Consider the following 16,457-nt stretch of genomic DNA (forward strand, 5'->3'; position numbering starts at 1 on the left):
ATGCGCGACGGGAGGTGCGATATGGACGAAGGCAACGGCGGCGTCCGCGCGTCGGAGCGCGAGTGGAGCGACGCCTACGGGCGGCTGCGGGACTACGCGGCGGCGCACGAGGGCATCCGGCTGGCTCCGAGGAGCCTGACGGTGCCGCCCGAGGCGCGGCCCGAGTTCTACGATCTGGTGGAGCAGGTGCAGCGGGGCTTGACGGAGGAGGTGCTGGGGCCCGAGGCCGAGCGCGTGCGCGAGGCCGCGCGGCGCTGCGCCGCGATGCGCGGGCGGGTGCTCGACCGAAGCGGGCTCGCCGCGTTCCACCTTGCGCCCACGCTGGAGAGCCTCATGTCCGATGCGGACAAGACGCTCGCCAAGCCGGCGTTCGCGCTCGTGCTCGACGCGGTAGGGCAGGGGTCGTCGCCCGAGGAGCTGGAGGCGGCCGCGCGTCGCGCGCTGCCGCCGTTCTGCTCGTCGCTGCTGCGCAACGCCTACGAGGCGTGGGCCTACCTCGGCGTGGTGGCGGCGCTCGAGCCGACGAGGTTCTACGCGGCGCTGTCGTCGGACACCGAGGAGGTGCGTGCCGTGCGCACGGACGAGGTGTGGGCGTCCTCCCAGGTGACGTCGCCTGAGCGGCGGATCCCCGAAGCGGTGTTCGAGACGGCCGACGGGCGCGTGTTCGCCATGAAGAGCGAGGCGGCCCGCGAGCTGGACTACTACGGCGTGCGCATCGAGCGGCGACGCGACAGCTCGGCCGGCGGCAACACCGTTGGGCTCATGGGCCATCGCGTGCTGCTGCTGTACCGCCTGGGCAGCGTGGACGACGTGACCGTGACGGTCGATCGGCAGAAGCGCGTGCAGACGCCCATCGACCTCATGTGCGAGGTGCTCGAGCCGCACGACATGAGCTATCCCGCGTACGTGAGCGCGTTCGTCGAGCGCATCAACGCCGCGCGCTCGCGACGGCCCGTGCAGGTGATCACGTTCGACGCCTCCGGGGAGTTCGCGCCCGGGCTGCTGGACGACGAGGCTGTGGCGCCCGTGCAGCGGCGTACGGTGGGGTTCGACGAGGAGAAGCTCGCGGACATCGCGAGGACATTGAACGACTGATGAAGACCCGCTAGAAACGGAGGAACCATGAAAGCAACGAGAGAGTACCGGGCCGCGCGCCTCGGGGCGCTTGCCTGCGCGCTCGTGTTGGCGCTCGCGGCGGTCGGCTGCGCCCCGCAGGGTGCGGGCGAGGACGCCTCGAACGGCGCGCCGGCCACGAACGACACGGCGGTGGAAGGGGAGTACAAGCCCTTCGACCCCGCAGTGGAGGCCGAGAACACGAGCGGCAAGGCCATCGAGGGCTCCGAGGAGGAAGAGCTGCAGCAGGAGCGCATCGCCGGCGGCAGCGTGGGCGCGGTGACGTCGCAGAACCTCGAGCCGCTCGAGGGCATCGTGGAGGCGAGCGACGGCGACTACGTGCCGAACTACGGCATGGCGGGCGAGCCGCCCGCCATGGGCCACGACGACAACGGGTCGGACTGCCTGAGCTGCCATGACGGCTCGAGCGCCGCCGCGCAGCAGCCGTCGAGCCATGCGGGCCAGAACCTGGCGAACGAGGAATGCGCCTCCTGCCACGCCGAGCGGTAAGGGGGTTGGGCTTCGCGCCGCCGCGGGAGACGGTTGGCCCGCGGCGGCGCCCGACGAGGAGAAAGGGGTCGTCATGCGCGAGATACGCTACGACGTGGACCGATGGTTCGAGGCGGGGCGCGACGTCGCGCTGGCCCAGGTGACGAAGACCTGGGGGTCCTCGCCGCGCGTGCCGGGGTCGGTGATGGCGGTGAGCGATCGCGGCGGCATCGCCGGGTCGGTGTCGGGCGGCTGCATCGAAGGCAGCGTCATCCAGGCGGCGCTCGACTGCCTCGAGGGCGTGCGCGATGCCAGCCTCGAGCGCTTCCATGCTTCGACTGCGCGCGCCCAAGAGGTGGGGCTGTCGTGCGGCGGCAACATCGAGGTGCTCGTGGCGCGCCTCGACCGGGCGCTGTTCGAGGCGGAATGCGCCGAGCTCGACGCGGAGCGCCCGTACGTGCGTGCGAGCCTCGTCGAGCCGGCGGACGGGGACGGCGCGGGCGCGAGCTTCCTGCTCGTGTCGCCCGATGCGGCCGCGGCGGAAGGGCGCGTGGGCCTGCGCGCCTTCGCGGCGCCGGGCTGCGAAGGATGGCGGGTGGTCGCGCCGCGCGATGCGGAGGAGCGCCTCGGGCGCGCCGTGCTCGCAGAGGCGGCCCAGGGCGTATGCGCCTGCGCGCCGACGGAGGGCGCGGGGCTCGTGCGGACGGGTGCCGGCACGTTCTTCTTCGCGCGCACGAACCCGCAGCCCCAGCTCGTGTGCGTGGGCAGCGTGCACATCTCCATCCATCTGACGCGCATGGCGAAGATGCTGGGCTATCGCACCGTCGTCATCGACCCGCGCGGTGCGTTAGCCACCGAGGAGCGGTTTCCCTTCGTCGACGAGCTCGTCCACGCCTGGCCTCAGGAGGCGTTCAAAACGCTGCGCCTCACCGCGTCGACGGCGCTGTGCGCGCTCACGCACGACCCGAAGATCGACGTGCCCGCGCTGGCGGTCGCGCTCGATTCGCCGGCGTTCTACATCGGCTCGCTCGGGCGCTACACCACGCAGCTCGCGCGCTACCGCCAGCTCGTATGCGAGGGCTACGACGACGAGGCCATCGGCCGCGTGTACGGGCCCATCGGGCTCGACCTCAAAGGCCGCGAGCCGGCCGAGATCGCGCTGTCGGTGATGGCCGAGATCACGGCCGTGCGCCACGGAGCGGCCTTCCCGATGTCCACGATGCTCGCCTCCGCGCGCCGCGCCGAGGCGGAGCGCGCCGGTGCGTAGCCGGGCGGCGGCCGCGGCGTGTGCGGCGGCGTTCGCGCTGACGGGAGCGCTCGCACTGGCCGGTTGCGCTGCGGATGCGGGCGAGGGCGAGGCGGCGCCGGCCGTGCAGGTCGTCACCGCGGCGGAGGCGCACGGCCTCATGACGTCGGACCGCGTGGCCGTGCTCGACGTGCGTACGCAGGAGGAGTACGACGCGTCGCACATCGTGAACGCGCGCCTGCTGCCGCTCGACTCCGTCGACGAGGCGGCGGCTGCGGCCGTCGCTCCCGACAAGGACGCGCTCGTGCTCGTGTACTGCCGCACCGGCGTGCGCTCGGCCGAGGCGAGCGCCAAGCTGGCCGAGCTCGGCTACACCCAGGTGCGCGACTTCGGCGGCATCGAGTCGTGGCCGTACGCCACCGTCGACGCCGAGGATGGCGAGGACGCGGGCACCGTGGTCAACGACGATCTCCCCGTGGGCGTGAAGGTGGTGTGCGGCAAGACGAAGCCGGTGCCGGAGTGAGACAAAGGGACGGGGTAATTGTCTCATTCCCGCATGCTCCGAGAGGGCCGCGACGTGCTGCAGAATGAGACAATTACCCCGTCCCTTTGTCTCACTCCGCCGGCTCAGCCAGGGCGCGCGCGGCCGCCGTCTCGCCCACGAGCCAGATGCGGTCGTCGGGGAACAGGCGCGTGTTGCGGCTCGGCTTCATCTTGAGCAGCTTCTCGTGCTCGTGCGCCACCACGAGGCAGCCGAACGCTCCCTTGAAATCCACGGCTGCGATGGTCTTGCCGACGAACGGCGATCCTGCTTCCACGGAAAGCGGCACGCACGCGAGATCGAGCTTGTCGGGATGGGAGGCCGCGTACTCGTCGAACGCGACGCTCACGGCGTCGGCCTCGTCGATGGAGTCCTCCTTGAGCAGGGTTTGCAGGTAGGCGTCCACCTCGTCCTCGGTGCCGAGGAACGTCAGCACGTCGCCCTCGCGGATGCCGAGCGCATCGGACGGGTCGTTGATGCGCCGCGTCAGCTCCTCCTTGGTCAGCCGCGCGAGAGCCTGCGAGCCGATGCGCTCGCCGTCGCGCTCGATGGCCATGAGGTCCAGGTTGTGCGCGATGCCGAACAGGAAGTCGCTCGACCGCTCGGAGCCCAGCCGCCGCAGCGTACGGGACGCCTCAACCTCCACCACGTACAAACGCTCCTCCACCCAATGGGCGCGCTCCTCCTCGTCGATGTTCGCCAAGCGCTCGGCCAGGATGGATTCGTTGAGGTTGCCCACGAAGCTCGTCTCCAGCTTGAGGAACCACGAGTGCAGCGTGCGCGAGCGCGCGAGCAGAAGCGAGCACATCGCCGCCAGCGCGAACATCCACACCGACTGGCGCGCGCCGGCCGCATGCACGATGTAGGCCACCACGCCGCAGGAGGCCGCGGCGCCGGCCAGCATGAGCGCGGCCAGCGGCACGTGGTTGCGACGGCTCTTCATCCACAGCACCCCGAACTCGTTCTTGCGCCCCGTGTAGAAGAGGTTCGACAGGAACAGCCCCGTCACGAAGATGCCCGCGCCGGCCAGCAGCGGGTTCAGCACGGCCTCGTCCACGTAGCCCGACAGCAGCGGAAGCGCCACCTTCATGAGCACTTCCACCGAGGCGATGCCGGCCAGCACCACGAGCCCCAGCTTGAGGGCCCAGCGCTTGAGGTAGTCAACCCACAGGTTCGGCTCGCCCTCGTCGTCCTGCGCGCGCCTCAGGTGCTTGCGGCGCAGCGCGAACAGCCGGTCGGGCAGGATGCGCACGAGCAGGAGGTAGACGCGCTCGGAGTTCTTCACGAGGAAGGGCGAGGCGAGCGTCGTCACCACCGAAACGGTGACGATGACGGGGTAGAGGAAGCTCGGCGTGACCCCTGCCGCCGAACCCAGCGAGGCGATGATGAACGAGAACTCCCCGATCTGCGCCAGGCTGAGCCCGCTCATCACCGAGGTCTTCAGCGTCGCGCCCGACAGCAGGGCGCCCAGCCCGCAGAACAGCGAGCGCCCGACGAGGGCCACCGCCGAGATGACGACGATGGCGCCGAGGTTGTCCACGACGGCCGAGGGCGTGACCAGCATGCCGACCGACACGAAGAACACGGCGCCGAACAGGTCCTTGATGGGCTTGAACAGCGCCTCGACGCGCCTGGCCTGCACGGTGCCGGCAAGGATGGACCCGGCCAGAAACGCGCCGAGGGCCGAGGAGAACCCGATGGCGTCGGCCAGCACCACCATGCCGAGGCACAGCGCGATGGACGCGATGAGCAGGATCTCGTCGTTGAGCTCGGAGCGCAGACGCTTGAGCGCGCTCGGCACGAGGATGACGCTGAGCGCGAACCACACCACGAGGTACAGCGCCATGCGCCCGATGTGCACCGCCACCGCGCCACCGTCCACCGACGCGCTCACCGCCACCGTGGACAGCACCACGAGCAAGAACACGCCCGCGATGTCCTCGATGACCAGCACGCCGAACACGAGCTGCGCGAAGGCCTTGGTGCGCAGTCCCAGCTCGCCGAACGTCTTCACGATGATGCTCGACGACGAGATGGCCAGCATCCCGCCGAGGAACAGGCTCGTGGACGTCGACCAGCCCAGCAGCGTGCCGCAGGCGAACCCGGCGGCGATCATCAGCGACATCTCGAAGGCCGCCGTCACGAGCGCCGAGCGCCCCACGGTGGTCAGCTTCACCACGCTGAACTGCAGCCCCAGGCCGAACATGAGGAAGATCACGCCGATCTGCGACCAGGTCGACACGTCGGCCGTCTCCACGATGTTGGGGATCCAGCCGATGGCGGGGCTCACGAGGAACCCGGCCACCACGTAGCCCAGCACGAGCGGCTGCTTGAAGCGCTTGCAGACGATGGTGGCGACGGCCGCCACGGCGAGCAGCAGGGCGAGGTCGCTGACGAGCTGGGGAATTGACTGCATGGCTTCCTTTTCGCAGAACGGCATACGGTTTGCACAACATTCTATTGTAGCAGGAGCCCCGTCTTCCACGTGCGGCGGATCGCACGGGGAGAGGTCGGTTTCCGCGGCGCGTCTCCCTCGGGCGCGGGCAGGGGCCTGCGACGCTCTCCCTTGGCGCGCGGCGTTGCGGAGGATGCGTGCGCAACGCGGTCGGCGAAGCGCATGACCCCCCTCCGCAACGCCGCGCGCCTCAGGGACGACGCCGATCCGCGTGGCACAGAATCGCCGATATGAACGATTTTCGAGGGTCTGTGAAAACAGCGACCTGGGGTTTTATCGGATCATACGCGAAACCGCCTCCCAAAATCGTTCATATCGGCGATTCTGTGCCAGAGCCGGAAACGGCCCGCCGAAGCGGGCCGTTCGAAGAAGCGCGGTGCGTGCGGGTTGCGGACGAGTCCCTAGCTCTCGGCCAGCTCCGCGGGGGTGGCGCGACGCGCCATGGCCTTGTCGTAGTCCTTCGTGCCCACGAACACCTCGTTCATGTACGGGTTCACCTTGAGCTTCCTGGCGCGGTACATGATGTAGGCGAACGCGGCGATGTTGGCCAGCAGCGCGATGACGGACACGGCCAGGTTCACGTTCGGGTTGTTCACCGACTGCACGCTGAACACGCTGTAGTCCTGGAACGCGGGGAACACCTGCGCGAACATGCACCAGAAGGCCAGCGTGAACGCGCGGTTCTGGATCCAGCCGCCCTTGTTCCAGAAGAACGCCGCAACGGTGGGGGCCAAAAGCAGGGCCAAGCCGCAGTACCACGCGTGGGTGGGCAGGCAGTTGTACGTGTAGCAGAAGTTCCACAGGTCGTAGGCGATGATGAACACCCAGGTCATGTCGGGCCACAGCATGTCCTGGCGCTTCTTGGAGATGTAGATGCCGAACCAGCCGGTCATGCATGCGATGTTGATGATGCCGGCCAGGCCGTTGAACACGTTGTGCCAGCCGCCGTACAGCGTGATGCCCTCGGTGGACACCCAGGTGGTGCCCCAGGCGCGGATGGCGCTCTCGAAGTCGCTGACCACGGCGATGAGGATGTTGATGGCCACGATGACGAACGGGAAGCACTTGAACCAGTGCGCCTTGCCGATCTTACCCCACGAGTACTTGATGGCCATGAAGCCGATGCAGCCGATGGTGGCCGCGTAGAGCTTCGCGTAGTGGAACCAGCTGTTCATGTGCACGTGCGTGGGGTTCGTGAGCGCCCACTCCGCCCCCATGCCCGCGCCCACCGAGATGGCCACGAAATACACCGTCAGCGCGATGGGCAGCACGATGAAGCAGAACACGCCGCCCGCCTTCGTGCGGCGCGCGATCTCGTTCACCAGGATCAACCCGATGAACACGATGGCCCAGCCGAGCCACTGGTACAGGGCGTTCTCCCCGTAGACTTGGAACAACATGAAAACCCTCCTTACGTAGCGTATGCTTCGCACAGGCCGCCTTCCGGCCTGCTCTTTCCGCAGATGAGATGATTGACGCCGTCGTACGCGAGCCTTGCCCGCGCGAATCCTAGCCGCCCTCGGGGGCGTTTTTCCTGCCCGGGCCGCGGTCCATGTGCAGCGTTTGGGCGATGATGTCCTTGAGAACCTCGTCGTCGGCGTCCGGGTGCATGCGCAGGTAGCCCACGATCCCCAGGATGAGCACGTAGAACGTCTCGTAGACGTGCTCGATGCGGATCTCGTGCAGCGCGCCGTAGTCGCGCACGGTGGTGTCCACGATGTAGGTGGCGATGCGGTCGGCCACGCGGTTCACGAAGTCGATGTAGAGCGCCGCGTTCTCGCGCGAGGCGAGCGAGCGGCGGAACGCGTCGTGCTCGAACACGCCGAGGCGCATGAGCTTCACGACGCTCGTGAGGGCGCTCTCGATATCGCCCGGATGGCGCTGCGCGTTCCAGTAGTGCGTGGCCTCGATGAAGTCGGCCACGTAGTCGTCGAGCACCGCCGAGGTGACGGCGTCCTTGTCGGGGAAGTAATGGTAGAACAGCGAGCGCGTCACGCCGACGCGGTTGGTGATGTCCTGCACGGACGTCTTCGACAGCCCCTGCTCCTCGTACAGCTCGCGGGCGGCGGCCACGATGTCGGCGCGCCGTTCGGCCGATGCCGCGTTGCGCGCCCGGTCGCTTGCGGTTTCCATGCTGCCCTCCTTGCCGCTTGCCTTCGATCCCCTGATGAGCGCAGCATACGCCCCTCGTTGACAGAGCGTCAATAGACACTTTCGACATTCCGTCAACGGAGGATGGGGGCGATGCGGGGCGGGGAGCCGCGCATATGTTGACGGAACGTCAGGCGGTGTCAAAAGCGGCTTTCTCTTCGCCGCTCAAGATGCTAGCATGCGCAGAAAGTTCAACAATGAAATAAAAAAGAAACAGAAGTGAAGTAAAGACGGAGAACGGAGGAGGGAGACGCATGGAGAGGAAGACGGGAACGGAGCCGCACGAGGCTGAGCCGGACGCGGGAGCGCACGGGGCCGCCGCGAACGGGATGCGCGCCGCCGGGGAACGCGGGTCCGACGCGGACGCGCCGCGCGCCGACGGAGGGCCGACGGGCAAGCGGAGCCGGAAGCGGAGGCGCTGGCCGATCGTCGTCGGCGTCGCGGCCGCGGTGGTGCTCGTGGCGGGAGCCGGGTTCTGGACGTGGCACGAGCAGCCGAGCTTCTGCAGCGCCATCTGCCACGATCCGATGGACGCCTACGTGGAGGGCTACTTCGACGACGCGACGCTCATGGCGAACGCGCACGAGCGCGCCGACGTCGCGTGCCTGGAATGCCACGAGGCGAAAATCGAGGAGCAGGTGGCCGAGGGGCTGGCCTGGATGCGCGGAGACTTCGCCACCGACGAGACGGGACATTTGACCGTGCAGGGCGTGACGGCCGACAAGAAGATGTGCGCCACGGGCGGCTGCCACGACTGGGAGGACGTGAAGGCGGCCACCGAGGATTGGGGCGGCGAGGCGGGCGTGAACCCGCACGCGTCGCACCAGGGCGAGGCCATCGACTGCAGCAACTGCCACGCCGCGCACGGCTCGTCGTATATGTACTGCAACGCCTGCCACGACTACAAGCTGCCCGACGGCTGGGAAAGCCCCCGGTAGGGCGCGAGAAGGAGGAGCGATGAAGAAGAAGACGGCAGCGGCCGTATGCGGGGCCGCCGTGCTCGCGGCGGGCATGTCGGGCTGCGGCGCGGGGTTCGAGGGATCGGGGTCGAAGGACGCGGCGAGCGCCGAGCAGCTGGCCCTGCGCCTGGACGACCCGTGGGCGCAGGAGGTGCGGGCGGACCCGGCCGCGAAGGCCGAGGGCAACCTCGCCGACGGCGTGTACACGGGCACGGGCAAGGGGATGGAAGGCCCCATCACCGTCACGCTGCTCGTGCAGGACAACCGCATCGCCTGTTTGGAAACCACTCAGGAGGGCGAGAGCCAGAGCCGCGGCGGCTACGAGGCCATCCGCGACGGCAGATTCGCGGCCATGATCGAGGCCGCGCAGGGCGCCGACATCGACGCGGTGAGCGGCGCCACCATCACGACGGCGGGCGTCAAGCAGGCGGTGGAGGACGCGCTTTCGCAGGCGGAAGCCGCGGGCGCAACGCAGGATGAGGAGGGGTCCCGATGACGGAGCAGGCACCTGAGCGGGGACGCGCGCACGCGGCGCTGTCCCGGCGCGACTTCTTGACGAAGGCGGGCGCGGCGATGGGCGCCGCGGCCGCCGCGGCGGCGATGCCGGGCGCCGCATACGCCGTGCAGGAGGGCGCGATCGGCGATTGGGCCGCCGACGGCTCGAAGGACGCGGCCGTGCCCGACAGCGCCGCCACGAACGCCTCGTGGTCGGACGGCACGTACCGCGAGCATAACGGCGCGGCCTTCCCGGCCGACGACGCGAGCCCCATTCCCCCGCGCGCGATCCCCGCGTCGTGGGACTACGAATGCGACATCTGCGTGGTGGGCGCAGGCGGCGGCGGGCTGAACGCGGCGGCGCGCGCGGCCGAGCAGGGCGCGCGGACCATCTGCGTGGAGGCCATGGGCCTGCACGGCGGCAACGCCCAGGAGGCCGGCATGTGCGCCATCCTCGGCGGCTCGAAGCTGCAGGAGTCGAAGCGCTTCGCGTTCCCGTCCTACCCGTTCGACGCGCGCAAGCTGGCCGACTGGGCCATCGACGAGTACCACTACGCGGCCGACCCGCACCTCATCTACCGCATCGCCGAGGCGGGCGGCACGTGCATCGACTGGATGGGCGACTGCGGCGTGCGCTGGCGCTTGGGCGAGGTGCCGGTGTACGTGGCGCCGAAGAACTCGACGCTCGACCACCACGTGCTGAAGATGAAGGACGCCACCGACGCCATGTTCAGCTTCGGCCAGAAGCACGGCGTGCAGTACCTCTTCCAGAGCCCGGCCGAGGCGCTCGTGCAGGACGGCGACGGGAGGATCGTGGGCGTGGTGGTGCGCGAGGGTTACGGCGAGGAGAAGTACATCCACGCCGAGCGCGCCGTCATCCTCACGGCGGGCGGGTTCTGCAACAACAAGGCGCTCTTGCAGCGCTACATCCCCACGGCGGCCATGGGCTGCGCTTCGAGCTACCTCACGGCGGGCGAGACCGGCGAGTGCTTCCGCATGGGCCTGGGCGTGAACGCCGACGTGTCGGGCTTCAACAGCTCGGCCAGCTTCGACGGCGGCGTCGATTGGGAGGCCGAGGGCGGCCAGTGGGCGCGCTTCCTCTACGACGGCATGACGCAGCTGTCGCGCCAGCCGTGGTTCACCGTCGACCGCTGCGGCAACCGCCTGCGCTACATGGACAGCCGCGTGGGCGAGGACGGCGCGAACGCCATCTACGCGCTGGGCGATCTGGCCACCATCCAGATGACCCCGCCGGGGCACCGCTCCTACATCGTCTTCGACGCGCACTACGAGGACCATCTGGCGGGGTTCGCGCAGGAGCACTGCCGCAAGCTCATCACGCCGGACCTCGAGCAGATCGACAAGGTGCCCGAGCACTACCGCGACTGGCACCACGGCGTCGAGGACGCCATCGAGGCAGACGTGCTGAAGAAGCGCGACACGCTCGAAGAGCTGGAGCGCGACCTCGGGTTCGCCCCCGGCGTGCTCGTCGAGGCCGTGGAGAGGTGGAACGAGGCGTGCGAGCGCGGCGAGGACGACTATATGTACCCCATGCCGCCCGAATGGCTGCACGCCATCAAGGACCCGCCGTTTTTCGGCTGCCGCATCGGCGGCAACCTGTACGGCACGAAGGCGGGCCTCATGATCAACGACGAGATGCAGGTGATCTCGACGAAGGGCACCGTGATCCCCGGCCTGTACGCCGGCTGGCACACGGCCGGCGGCGCGTGCGGCGAGAACAGCTACATCGGCGATCCCATCCTGGGCTCGCTCTTGGGCGACGTGAGCCTGGCGTTCTGCGGCGGGTACCTGTGCGGCACGTACGCGGTTGCCAACGAGATGAAGGGAGGGGAGTAGCATGATGCAGCGTTTGAAGGGCATGGCCCGCCCCTACGCGATACTGTTCCTGATCGCGCTCGCGGTGGCGGTGGTGGGCCGCATCGGGCTGGCCGCGATGGATCTGACCGGAACGCTTTCCTACGACTACATCTCGGCGGCCGACGTGCCCATCTTGGACGTCGTGTGCTCCATCCTCACCGGCTCGGCGCTCGTGGCGTTCATGTACGCGGCGTCGCTCGCGATGGTCGTGTCCACGGCGGGCGTCGCGCTGTACGGCCTCTTGTTCGCGCGCCGCGACGACGGCGCCGGCAGGCCCGCGACGGCGTTTCTGTGGGGCTGGGCGACGGCGCTCGCGGCCATCGTGTGCCTGCTGGTCACCGTGAGCGGGATCCTGTCGGCCGTGCAGGTGGCGTCCATGAGCTCGAAGCTGCCGAGCGCGCCGGTGCTCGCAATCGCGCTCATCGGGTTCGCGGCGTTCCTCGGCACGCTTCTGGGCGCGGCGTCCATGACGGTGTGCGCGTGCCTCGCGCGGGCGCGCGACGAGAAGCGCGCGGGCTGGAACCTGGTGCTCGCGGCCTTCGCGTGCGGGCTCGTGGTCATGGCGCTCACCGTGGGCACGTTCTCGGCCCTCAATGCGGCGTCGATCAGCCTGTCCGCCGTCGGCGGCTGGTTCGCCGCCGACGTCGTCGTGAACCTGGCCATCATGTTCGGGATGGGCGCGCTTGTGAAGAAGGCCCGCGCGTAGGCTGCTCGGGGCGCGGGGGGCGGGGACCGAAGGCGTGCGGCCGCGATCCTGCGCCCTGCAGCCGCGTTGGTCGCGCTGGTCGTGCTGCGTGCTGCGTGCTGCGTGCTGCGTGCTGCGTGCTGCGTGCTGCGTGCTGCGTGCTGCGCAAACTTTGGCACGTTCGAGCCGTTTTGGCTAGGTTTTCTCGGAGCCGGGAGCGATGCCCCCGGCTCCTTCGTTTATAACGCCTGGTCGGAAACCTGCACCTCTTGATAGTTCGCGTTTGGGGATAGCCATATCGGCTCGGACGTGCCAAAACTCGCCGCGAGCCGACGGCCTCGCCGGTCCGCGCTCGCGGTCGGGCTCGCCTCACTCCCTGGGCTGCAGCTGGCCGAGGGCGGCTTTGCGCTCGGCCTCCTTGCGGGCTTGGACGTCGGCGATGACGACGCGCCAGGCACGGGCGAGCGCGCGGCGCTGGCGGTCGTCCAGACGGCTCCACAGCTGGGTGCGCGCCAGCAGGTCGATGGTGCGCGCGATGACCCTCTGCTGCCGCTCGCCGCGCGGCGTGGCGGCCAAGAAGACGGCCTTGCGGTCGTGCGGGCTGGCCAGCCGCTGCGCCCAGCCCTGCTCAACGAGGCGGTCCGCCGCGCGCGCCACGGCGACGGGCGTCATCTGCAGCTGGGTGGCCACGTCGCCGATGCGCAGCGGCTCGCCCACCTCGCCGAGGCGCTGGAGCACGCGGCACTCGCCCAGCGACGCGCCGCACGAGGCGCGCAGGGCGTCCTCCATCCCGCGCTTCACGAGCTCGAGCGACACGAGCGCGCGCGAGGCCGCGTAGGGCGACGACGCGTCGCCGGACAGCGGCGGGTCGATGCTGGCGCCGGCGGCGATGGACGCCTCGAGGATGTCGCGGTACGCGGCGTCCTCGGTGGGGAACAGGGCGTAGAGGCGCTCGACGATGGCCGCGTTGACCTCGGCCACATGGCGCACGCCCGCTTCGGAGATACGCGCGGTGCGCACGCGAGCGTCCGCGCCGTCGCCGCTGCGCACGGCCAGCCCGGCGACGACGAGCGCGTTCATCGCCTGAGTCACCACGTTGGGCTTGAGGTCGAGCAGCTTGCCGAGATTCGACTGCGCCACCCCCTCGGGGCGCGCGGCCAGCAGCTTCACGAGCATGCGGTACTGGGTCGTGTTGAGGTCGCTCGCCTGCGCCAGCCCGCTTTTGAGCGCGCGATGGGTGAGGTCGAACGCGACGAAGAACGTCGAGTCGAGAGAGAGGTCGCGCTCGGTTCCGATCCCGTCCATGCCTCAGCCTCCTTCGCGCGCTCCGCAATTCGTTCATCAGTGAAACGATATTGTAGCGCGAGCATGAGCGGTTCGGGGGAAACCCATCAGAGCGCCACTTCGCCGTCGCCGACGGCGAAGTGGGATGAGCGCGCATGCGTCCGAGCGGCAAACCCTTTCTTCTCATGCACGCTTTAGTCAAGCATGCGCAGGCGTTTCGACCCGTTTTCCTTGTCGAAAGCGCGCATGGAGGCGCTGCGCCGTTCGAGCGCGCTCGAGCGGTTCCGCCCTCTTTTGCTGCCCGTCTAGCTCCGCGCGCGGATGCGCCCGATGGCCTTCGCCACCTCGGTCTGCACGACGGACAGCAGGGCGAAGCCGAGCACGAGCGCCCATTGCCACAGGTTCATCACCGTGCCGCCGAACGCGTCCACGATGGGCGGCACCAAGAGCACGATCAGCATGAGCGCGAGGCTGGCCGCCACGGCGAGCCCCAGCTGCGGGTTGCGCGCGCCCTCGCGGTCCCAGATGGGGTCGGTGGTGGAGCGCTGGTTGAGCGAGCGCAGCACCTGGGAGAACCCGAGCACCCCGAACGCCATCGTGCAGCCCAGTGCGTAGCCGCCGGCGTTCTGGCCCACCACGAAGGCGACGAGCGCGAGCGCCGCGATGAACACGCCCTGGAAGATCACGCGGCGCGCGAGGCGGCCGTCCAGCAGGTTGTTCACGCGCATGGGCGGATGCTCCATGATGTGGCGGCTGGCGGGCTCCACGCCCAGCGCCAGCGCGGGCAGCGACGCGGTGGCGAGGTTCACCCACAGGATCATGACGGCGGTGAGCGGCGCGTTCCAGTTCAGCAGCACGGCGGTGAGCAGCACCACGATCTGCGCCACGTTGTCGGCCACGAGGAAGGCCACCACCTTCTGGATGTTGCGGAACACGCGGCGGCCCTCGCGCACGGCGTAGACGATGGTGGTGAAGCGGTCGTCCATGAGGATCATGTCGGAGGCGTCCTTCGCCACGTCGGTGCCCGTGATGCCCATGGCCACGCCGATGTCGGCCGCCTTGAGCGCGGGCGCGTCGTTCACGCCGTCGCCCGTCATGGCCGTCACCTCGCCGGCGTGCTGCAGCGCGCGGACGATGCGCAGCTTGTGCAAGGGCGACACGCGCGCGAACACCGAGGTGTTGCGGGCCGCGTCGTCGAGGGCGGCGTCGTCCATCTCGTCGAGCTCCTCGCCGGTGACCACGAGGTCGCCGGGGCGGTAGATGTCCAGCTCACGGCCGATGGCCCGCGCGGTCGATGCGTGGTCGCCCGTGATCATCACGGTGCGGATACCGGCGGTGCGGCAGGTTTCCACGGCCTTGCGCACGTCGGGACGCGGCGGGTCCATCATGCCCACGAGGCCGATGAGTACGAGGTCGCGCTCGATGTCGACGCCCTCGTCCGGCACGTCGGGAAGGGCGCGGGTGGCGAAGGCGAGCACGCGCAGCGCCTCGTCGGAGAGTTGCTGCGCCACGGCCAGCGCGCGGGCGCGATCCTCGTCGGTCAGCGGGCGCGCGCCGCTGCCGTCCATGATGAAGGCGCAGCGGGGCAGCAGGGAGTCGAGCGCGCCCTTCACGGCGACGACGATCTCGCCGTCGCGCTCGTGCACGGTGGACATGCGCTTGCGGTCGGAGTCGAAGGGGCGCTCGGCGAGGCGCGGGTAGGAGGAGCGCAGCGCGTGCGGGTCGATGCCGTTGTCGCGCGCCAGCACGAGCAGCGCGCCTTCGGTGGGATCGCCGATGAAGGCGGGCGCTCCCGGCGCACCGTCGTCGTCGGCGGCGAACGCGGCGTCGTTGCAAAGCACGGCGGTGAACGCGAGGTAGCCGAACAGGTCGGGGTGCTCCTCGAGGGCGGCGGCGGGCTCGAGGGCCTCGTCGCGGTCGAGGTCGGGACCCAGCGCCACCCGCACGACGCTCATGCGGTTCTCGGTGAGGGTGCCCGTCTTGTCCGTGCAGATGACGGTGGCGCCTCCCAGCGTCTCGACGGCCGGCAGGCGGCGCACGAGCGCCTCGTGGCGCGCCATGCGCTGCACGCCCAGCGCCATGGTGATGGTGGCCGTGGCCGGCAGGCTCTCGGGGATCACCGAGATGGCCAGCGACACGGCCAGCAGCAGCAAGGGGGCGAACGGCCGGCCGTAGGCGAGGCCGATGGCCAGCACGGCGAGCGCGGCCGCCACGCCCACGATGGTGAGGATCTTGCCGAACGAGGCCAGCTTGCGCTTGATGGGAGTGTCCAGCTCGTCGTCGCCCTCGAGCATGCCGGCGATGTGCCCGACCTCGGTGCCCATGCCCGTGGCCACCACGATGCCCGCCCCGCGGCCCGCCGTGACGATGGCCGTGGCGAACGCCATGTTCGTCCGGTCGCCCAGCGGCGCGCCGGGCAGCACGACGGCGGAGGCGTCCTTCTCGACGGGTACGGACTCGCCCGTGAGCGCGGCCTCCTGCATGCGCAGCCCGGCCGCCTCGACGAGGCGCAGGTCGGCGGGCGCCATGCTGCCGTCGCCGAGCTGCACGAGGTCGCCCGGCACGAGGTCGCGCGCGGGCACCACCATCTCCACGCCGTCGCGCACCACGCGCGCCTCGGGCGCGCTCATCGATTTCAGCGCTTCGAGCGAGGACTGCGCTTTGCGCTCCTGCACGATGCCGATCACCGCGTTCACCACCACGATGGCGAAGATGATGCCGGCTTCGGCCCACTCCTGCAACATCGCCGACAGCACGGCCGCGACGAGGAGGATGAGGATCATGGGGTCGGTCAGCTGCTCGCGGGTCATCTGCGCCAGGGTGCGCGGAGGCTTCGCGTTCAGCTCGTTCGGGCCGTGCGCGGCGAGGCGGCGCGCGGCCTCGAGGTCGCTCAGCCCCTCGAGCGAGGAGTCGAGCTCGACGAGGACTTCGGGAAGGGGCTCCGCGTGCCAGGGTCGGGGCGCGGGCTGGTTGCTGGGTGTTTGAGGGTTCGACATGGAAGGTCCTTTGCGCGATCGCTGCAGCGTTGTCTGCGTTCACCATACCCGCTTGCGGCCCGCTTCAGGCGAACCGTCACGAGCCGGTAACCGATCGGGCGCTCGGATGCCGCGCGCGGCCCGTTCGCCGAGGCGGGGCTGCGAGCGCGCGACGTCGCGCTCCCC

General features: G+C 69.7%; 13 protein-coding genes. 8 read left to right on the forward strand and 5 right to left on the reverse strand.

Annotated elements, in window-relative coordinates:
- Positions 1-21: 21 nt before the first annotated feature.
- The 4 genes from C1A15_RS09400 (at position 22) to C1A15_RS09415 (ending at position 3,371) form a co-directional block, all read left to right on the forward strand.
- Positions 22-1,095, forward strand: coding sequence for a hypothetical protein (locus C1A15_RS09400; RefSeq protein WP_101722319.1), 1,074 nt, complete (start codon positions 22-24; stop codon positions 1,093-1,095).
- A 27-nt stretch (positions 1,096-1,122) separates the two neighbouring features.
- Positions 1,123-1,623 (forward strand): hypothetical protein, encoded by a 501-nt coding sequence (locus tag C1A15_RS09405; protein WP_101722320.1) that lies wholly within the window; start codon positions 1,123-1,125, stop codon positions 1,621-1,623.
- A gap of 73 nt (positions 1,624-1,696) precedes the next feature.
- Positions 1,697-2,869, forward strand: coding sequence for an XdhC family protein (locus C1A15_RS09410; RefSeq protein ID WP_180953055.1), 1,173 nt, complete (start codon positions 1,697-1,699; stop codon positions 2,867-2,869).
- Positions 2,862-3,371, forward strand: a complete 510-nt coding sequence (locus C1A15_RS09415) for a rhodanese-like domain-containing protein (RefSeq protein WP_219618188.1) — start codon at positions 2,862-2,864, stop codon at positions 3,369-3,371. The genes C1A15_RS09410 and C1A15_RS09415 overlap by 8 nt, the downstream gene beginning before the upstream one ends.
- A 91-nt stretch (positions 3,372-3,462) precedes the next feature.
- Here the strand turns inward: C1A15_RS09415 and C1A15_RS09420 are convergent, their stop codons facing one another.
- The 3 genes from C1A15_RS09420 to C1A15_RS09430 form a co-directional block, all read right to left on the reverse strand.
- Positions 3,463-5,805, reverse strand: a complete 2,343-nt coding sequence (locus C1A15_RS09420) for a cation:proton antiporter (protein WP_101722322.1) — start codon at positions 5,803-5,805, stop codon at positions 3,463-3,465.
- Positions 5,806-6,245: 440 nt separating this feature from the next.
- Complete coding sequence (locus C1A15_RS09425) at positions 6,246-7,244, reverse strand: DUF5692 family protein (RefSeq protein ID WP_101722323.1); 999 nt, start codon at positions 7,242-7,244, stop codon at positions 6,246-6,248.
- Between the two features lie 109 nt (positions 7,245-7,353).
- Complete coding sequence (locus tag C1A15_RS09430; RefSeq protein WP_101722324.1) at positions 7,354-7,977, reverse strand: TetR/AcrR family transcriptional regulator; 624 nt, start codon at positions 7,975-7,977, stop codon at positions 7,354-7,356.
- A 272-nt stretch (positions 7,978-8,249) separates the two neighbouring features.
- On the opposite strand from C1A15_RS09430, the gene C1A15_RS09435 reads away from it, so the two are divergent.
- Genes C1A15_RS09435 through C1A15_RS09450 form a run of 4 tightly spaced genes read left to right on the forward strand, consistent with a single transcriptional unit; the run spans position 8,250 to position 12,033 of the window.
- Positions 8,250-8,933 (forward strand): cytochrome c3 family protein, encoded by a 684-nt coding sequence (locus C1A15_RS09435; protein WP_245864989.1) that lies wholly within the window; start codon positions 8,250-8,252, stop codon positions 8,931-8,933.
- A 19-nt stretch (positions 8,934-8,952) separates the two neighbouring features.
- The gene (locus C1A15_RS09440; protein WP_101722325.1) at positions 8,953-9,450 is read left to right on the forward strand and encodes an FMN-binding protein; all 498 of its coding nucleotides are present in this window, start codon (positions 8,953-8,955) and stop codon (positions 9,448-9,450) included.
- Positions 9,447-11,306 carry an FAD-dependent oxidoreductase gene (locus C1A15_RS09445; RefSeq protein ID WP_101722326.1) on the forward strand — a complete coding sequence of 620 codons (1,860 nt, stop codon included), beginning with the start codon at positions 9,447-9,449 and terminating at the stop codon, positions 11,304-11,306. The genes C1A15_RS09440 and C1A15_RS09445 overlap by 4 nt, the downstream gene beginning before the upstream one ends.
- A 1-nt stretch (position 11,307) precedes the next feature.
- The gene (locus tag C1A15_RS09450; protein WP_101722327.1) at positions 11,308-12,033 is read left to right on the forward strand and encodes a hypothetical protein; all 726 of its coding nucleotides are present in this window, start codon (positions 11,308-11,310) and stop codon (positions 12,031-12,033) included.
- Between the two features lie 348 nt (positions 12,034-12,381).
- On the opposite strand, the gene C1A15_RS09460 is transcribed toward C1A15_RS09450, so the two are convergent.
- Positions 12,382-13,317, reverse strand: coding sequence for a MarR family winged helix-turn-helix transcriptional regulator (locus C1A15_RS09460; RefSeq protein WP_101722328.1), 936 nt, complete (start codon positions 13,315-13,317; stop codon positions 12,382-12,384).
- A 284-nt stretch (positions 13,318-13,601) separates the two neighbouring features.
- A complete protein-coding gene (locus C1A15_RS09465) occupies positions 13,602-16,292 on the reverse strand; it encodes a cation-translocating P-type ATPase (RefSeq protein WP_101722329.1) in 2,691 nt (896 codons plus the stop codon).
- Positions 16,293-16,457: the final 165 nt, after the last annotated feature.

Origin of the sequence: Eggerthella timonensis (genome assembly GCF_900184265.1) — a bacterium.
GTDB classification, from domain to species: Bacteria; Actinomycetota; Coriobacteriia; order Coriobacteriales; family Eggerthellaceae; genus Eggerthella; species Eggerthella timonensis.

What these genes read in the sequence shown, in the direction of transcription:
- C1A15_RS09440 (WP_101722325.1), top strand. Translation starts at nt 8,953, where the DNA reads ATGAAGAAGAAGACGGCAGCGGCCGTATGCGGGGCCGCCGTGCTCGCG.
- C1A15_RS09400 (WP_101722319.1), top strand. Translation starts at nt 22, where the DNA reads ATGGACGAAGGCAACGGCGGCGTCCGCGCGTCGGAGCGCGAGTGGAGC.
- C1A15_RS09410 (WP_180953055.1), top strand. Translation starts at nt 1,697, where the DNA reads ATGCGCGAGATACGCTACGACGTGGACCGATGGTTCGAGGCGGGGCGC.
- C1A15_RS09450 (WP_101722327.1), top strand. Translation starts at nt 11,308, where the DNA reads ATGATGCAGCGTTTGAAGGGCATGGCCCGCCCCTACGCGATACTGTTC.
- C1A15_RS09420 (WP_101722322.1), bottom strand. Translation starts at nt 5,805, where the DNA reads ATGCAGTCAATTCCCCAGCTCGTCAGCGACCTCGCCCTGCTGCTCGCC.
- C1A15_RS09465 (WP_101722329.1), bottom strand. Translation starts at nt 16,292, where the DNA reads ATGTCGAACCCTCAAACACCCAGCAACCAGCCCGCGCCCCGACCCTGG.
- C1A15_RS09435 (WP_245864989.1), top strand. Translation starts at nt 8,250, where the DNA reads ATGGAGAGGAAGACGGGAACGGAGCCGCACGAGGCTGAGCCGGACGCG.
- C1A15_RS09430 (WP_101722324.1), bottom strand. Translation starts at nt 7,977, where the DNA reads ATGGAAACCGCAAGCGACCGGGCGCGCAACGCGGCATCGGCCGAACGG.
- C1A15_RS09425 (WP_101722323.1), bottom strand. Translation starts at nt 7,244, where the DNA reads ATGTTGTTCCAAGTCTACGGGGAGAACGCCCTGTACCAGTGGCTCGGC.
- C1A15_RS09460 (WP_101722328.1), bottom strand. Translation starts at nt 13,317, where the DNA reads ATGGACGGGATCGGAACCGAGCGCGACCTCTCTCTCGACTCGACGTTC.
- C1A15_RS09445 (WP_101722326.1), top strand. Translation starts at nt 9,447, where the DNA reads ATGACGGAGCAGGCACCTGAGCGGGGACGCGCGCACGCGGCGCTGTCC.
- C1A15_RS09405 (WP_101722320.1), top strand. Translation starts at nt 1,123, where the DNA reads ATGAAAGCAACGAGAGAGTACCGGGCCGCGCGCCTCGGGGCGCTTGCC.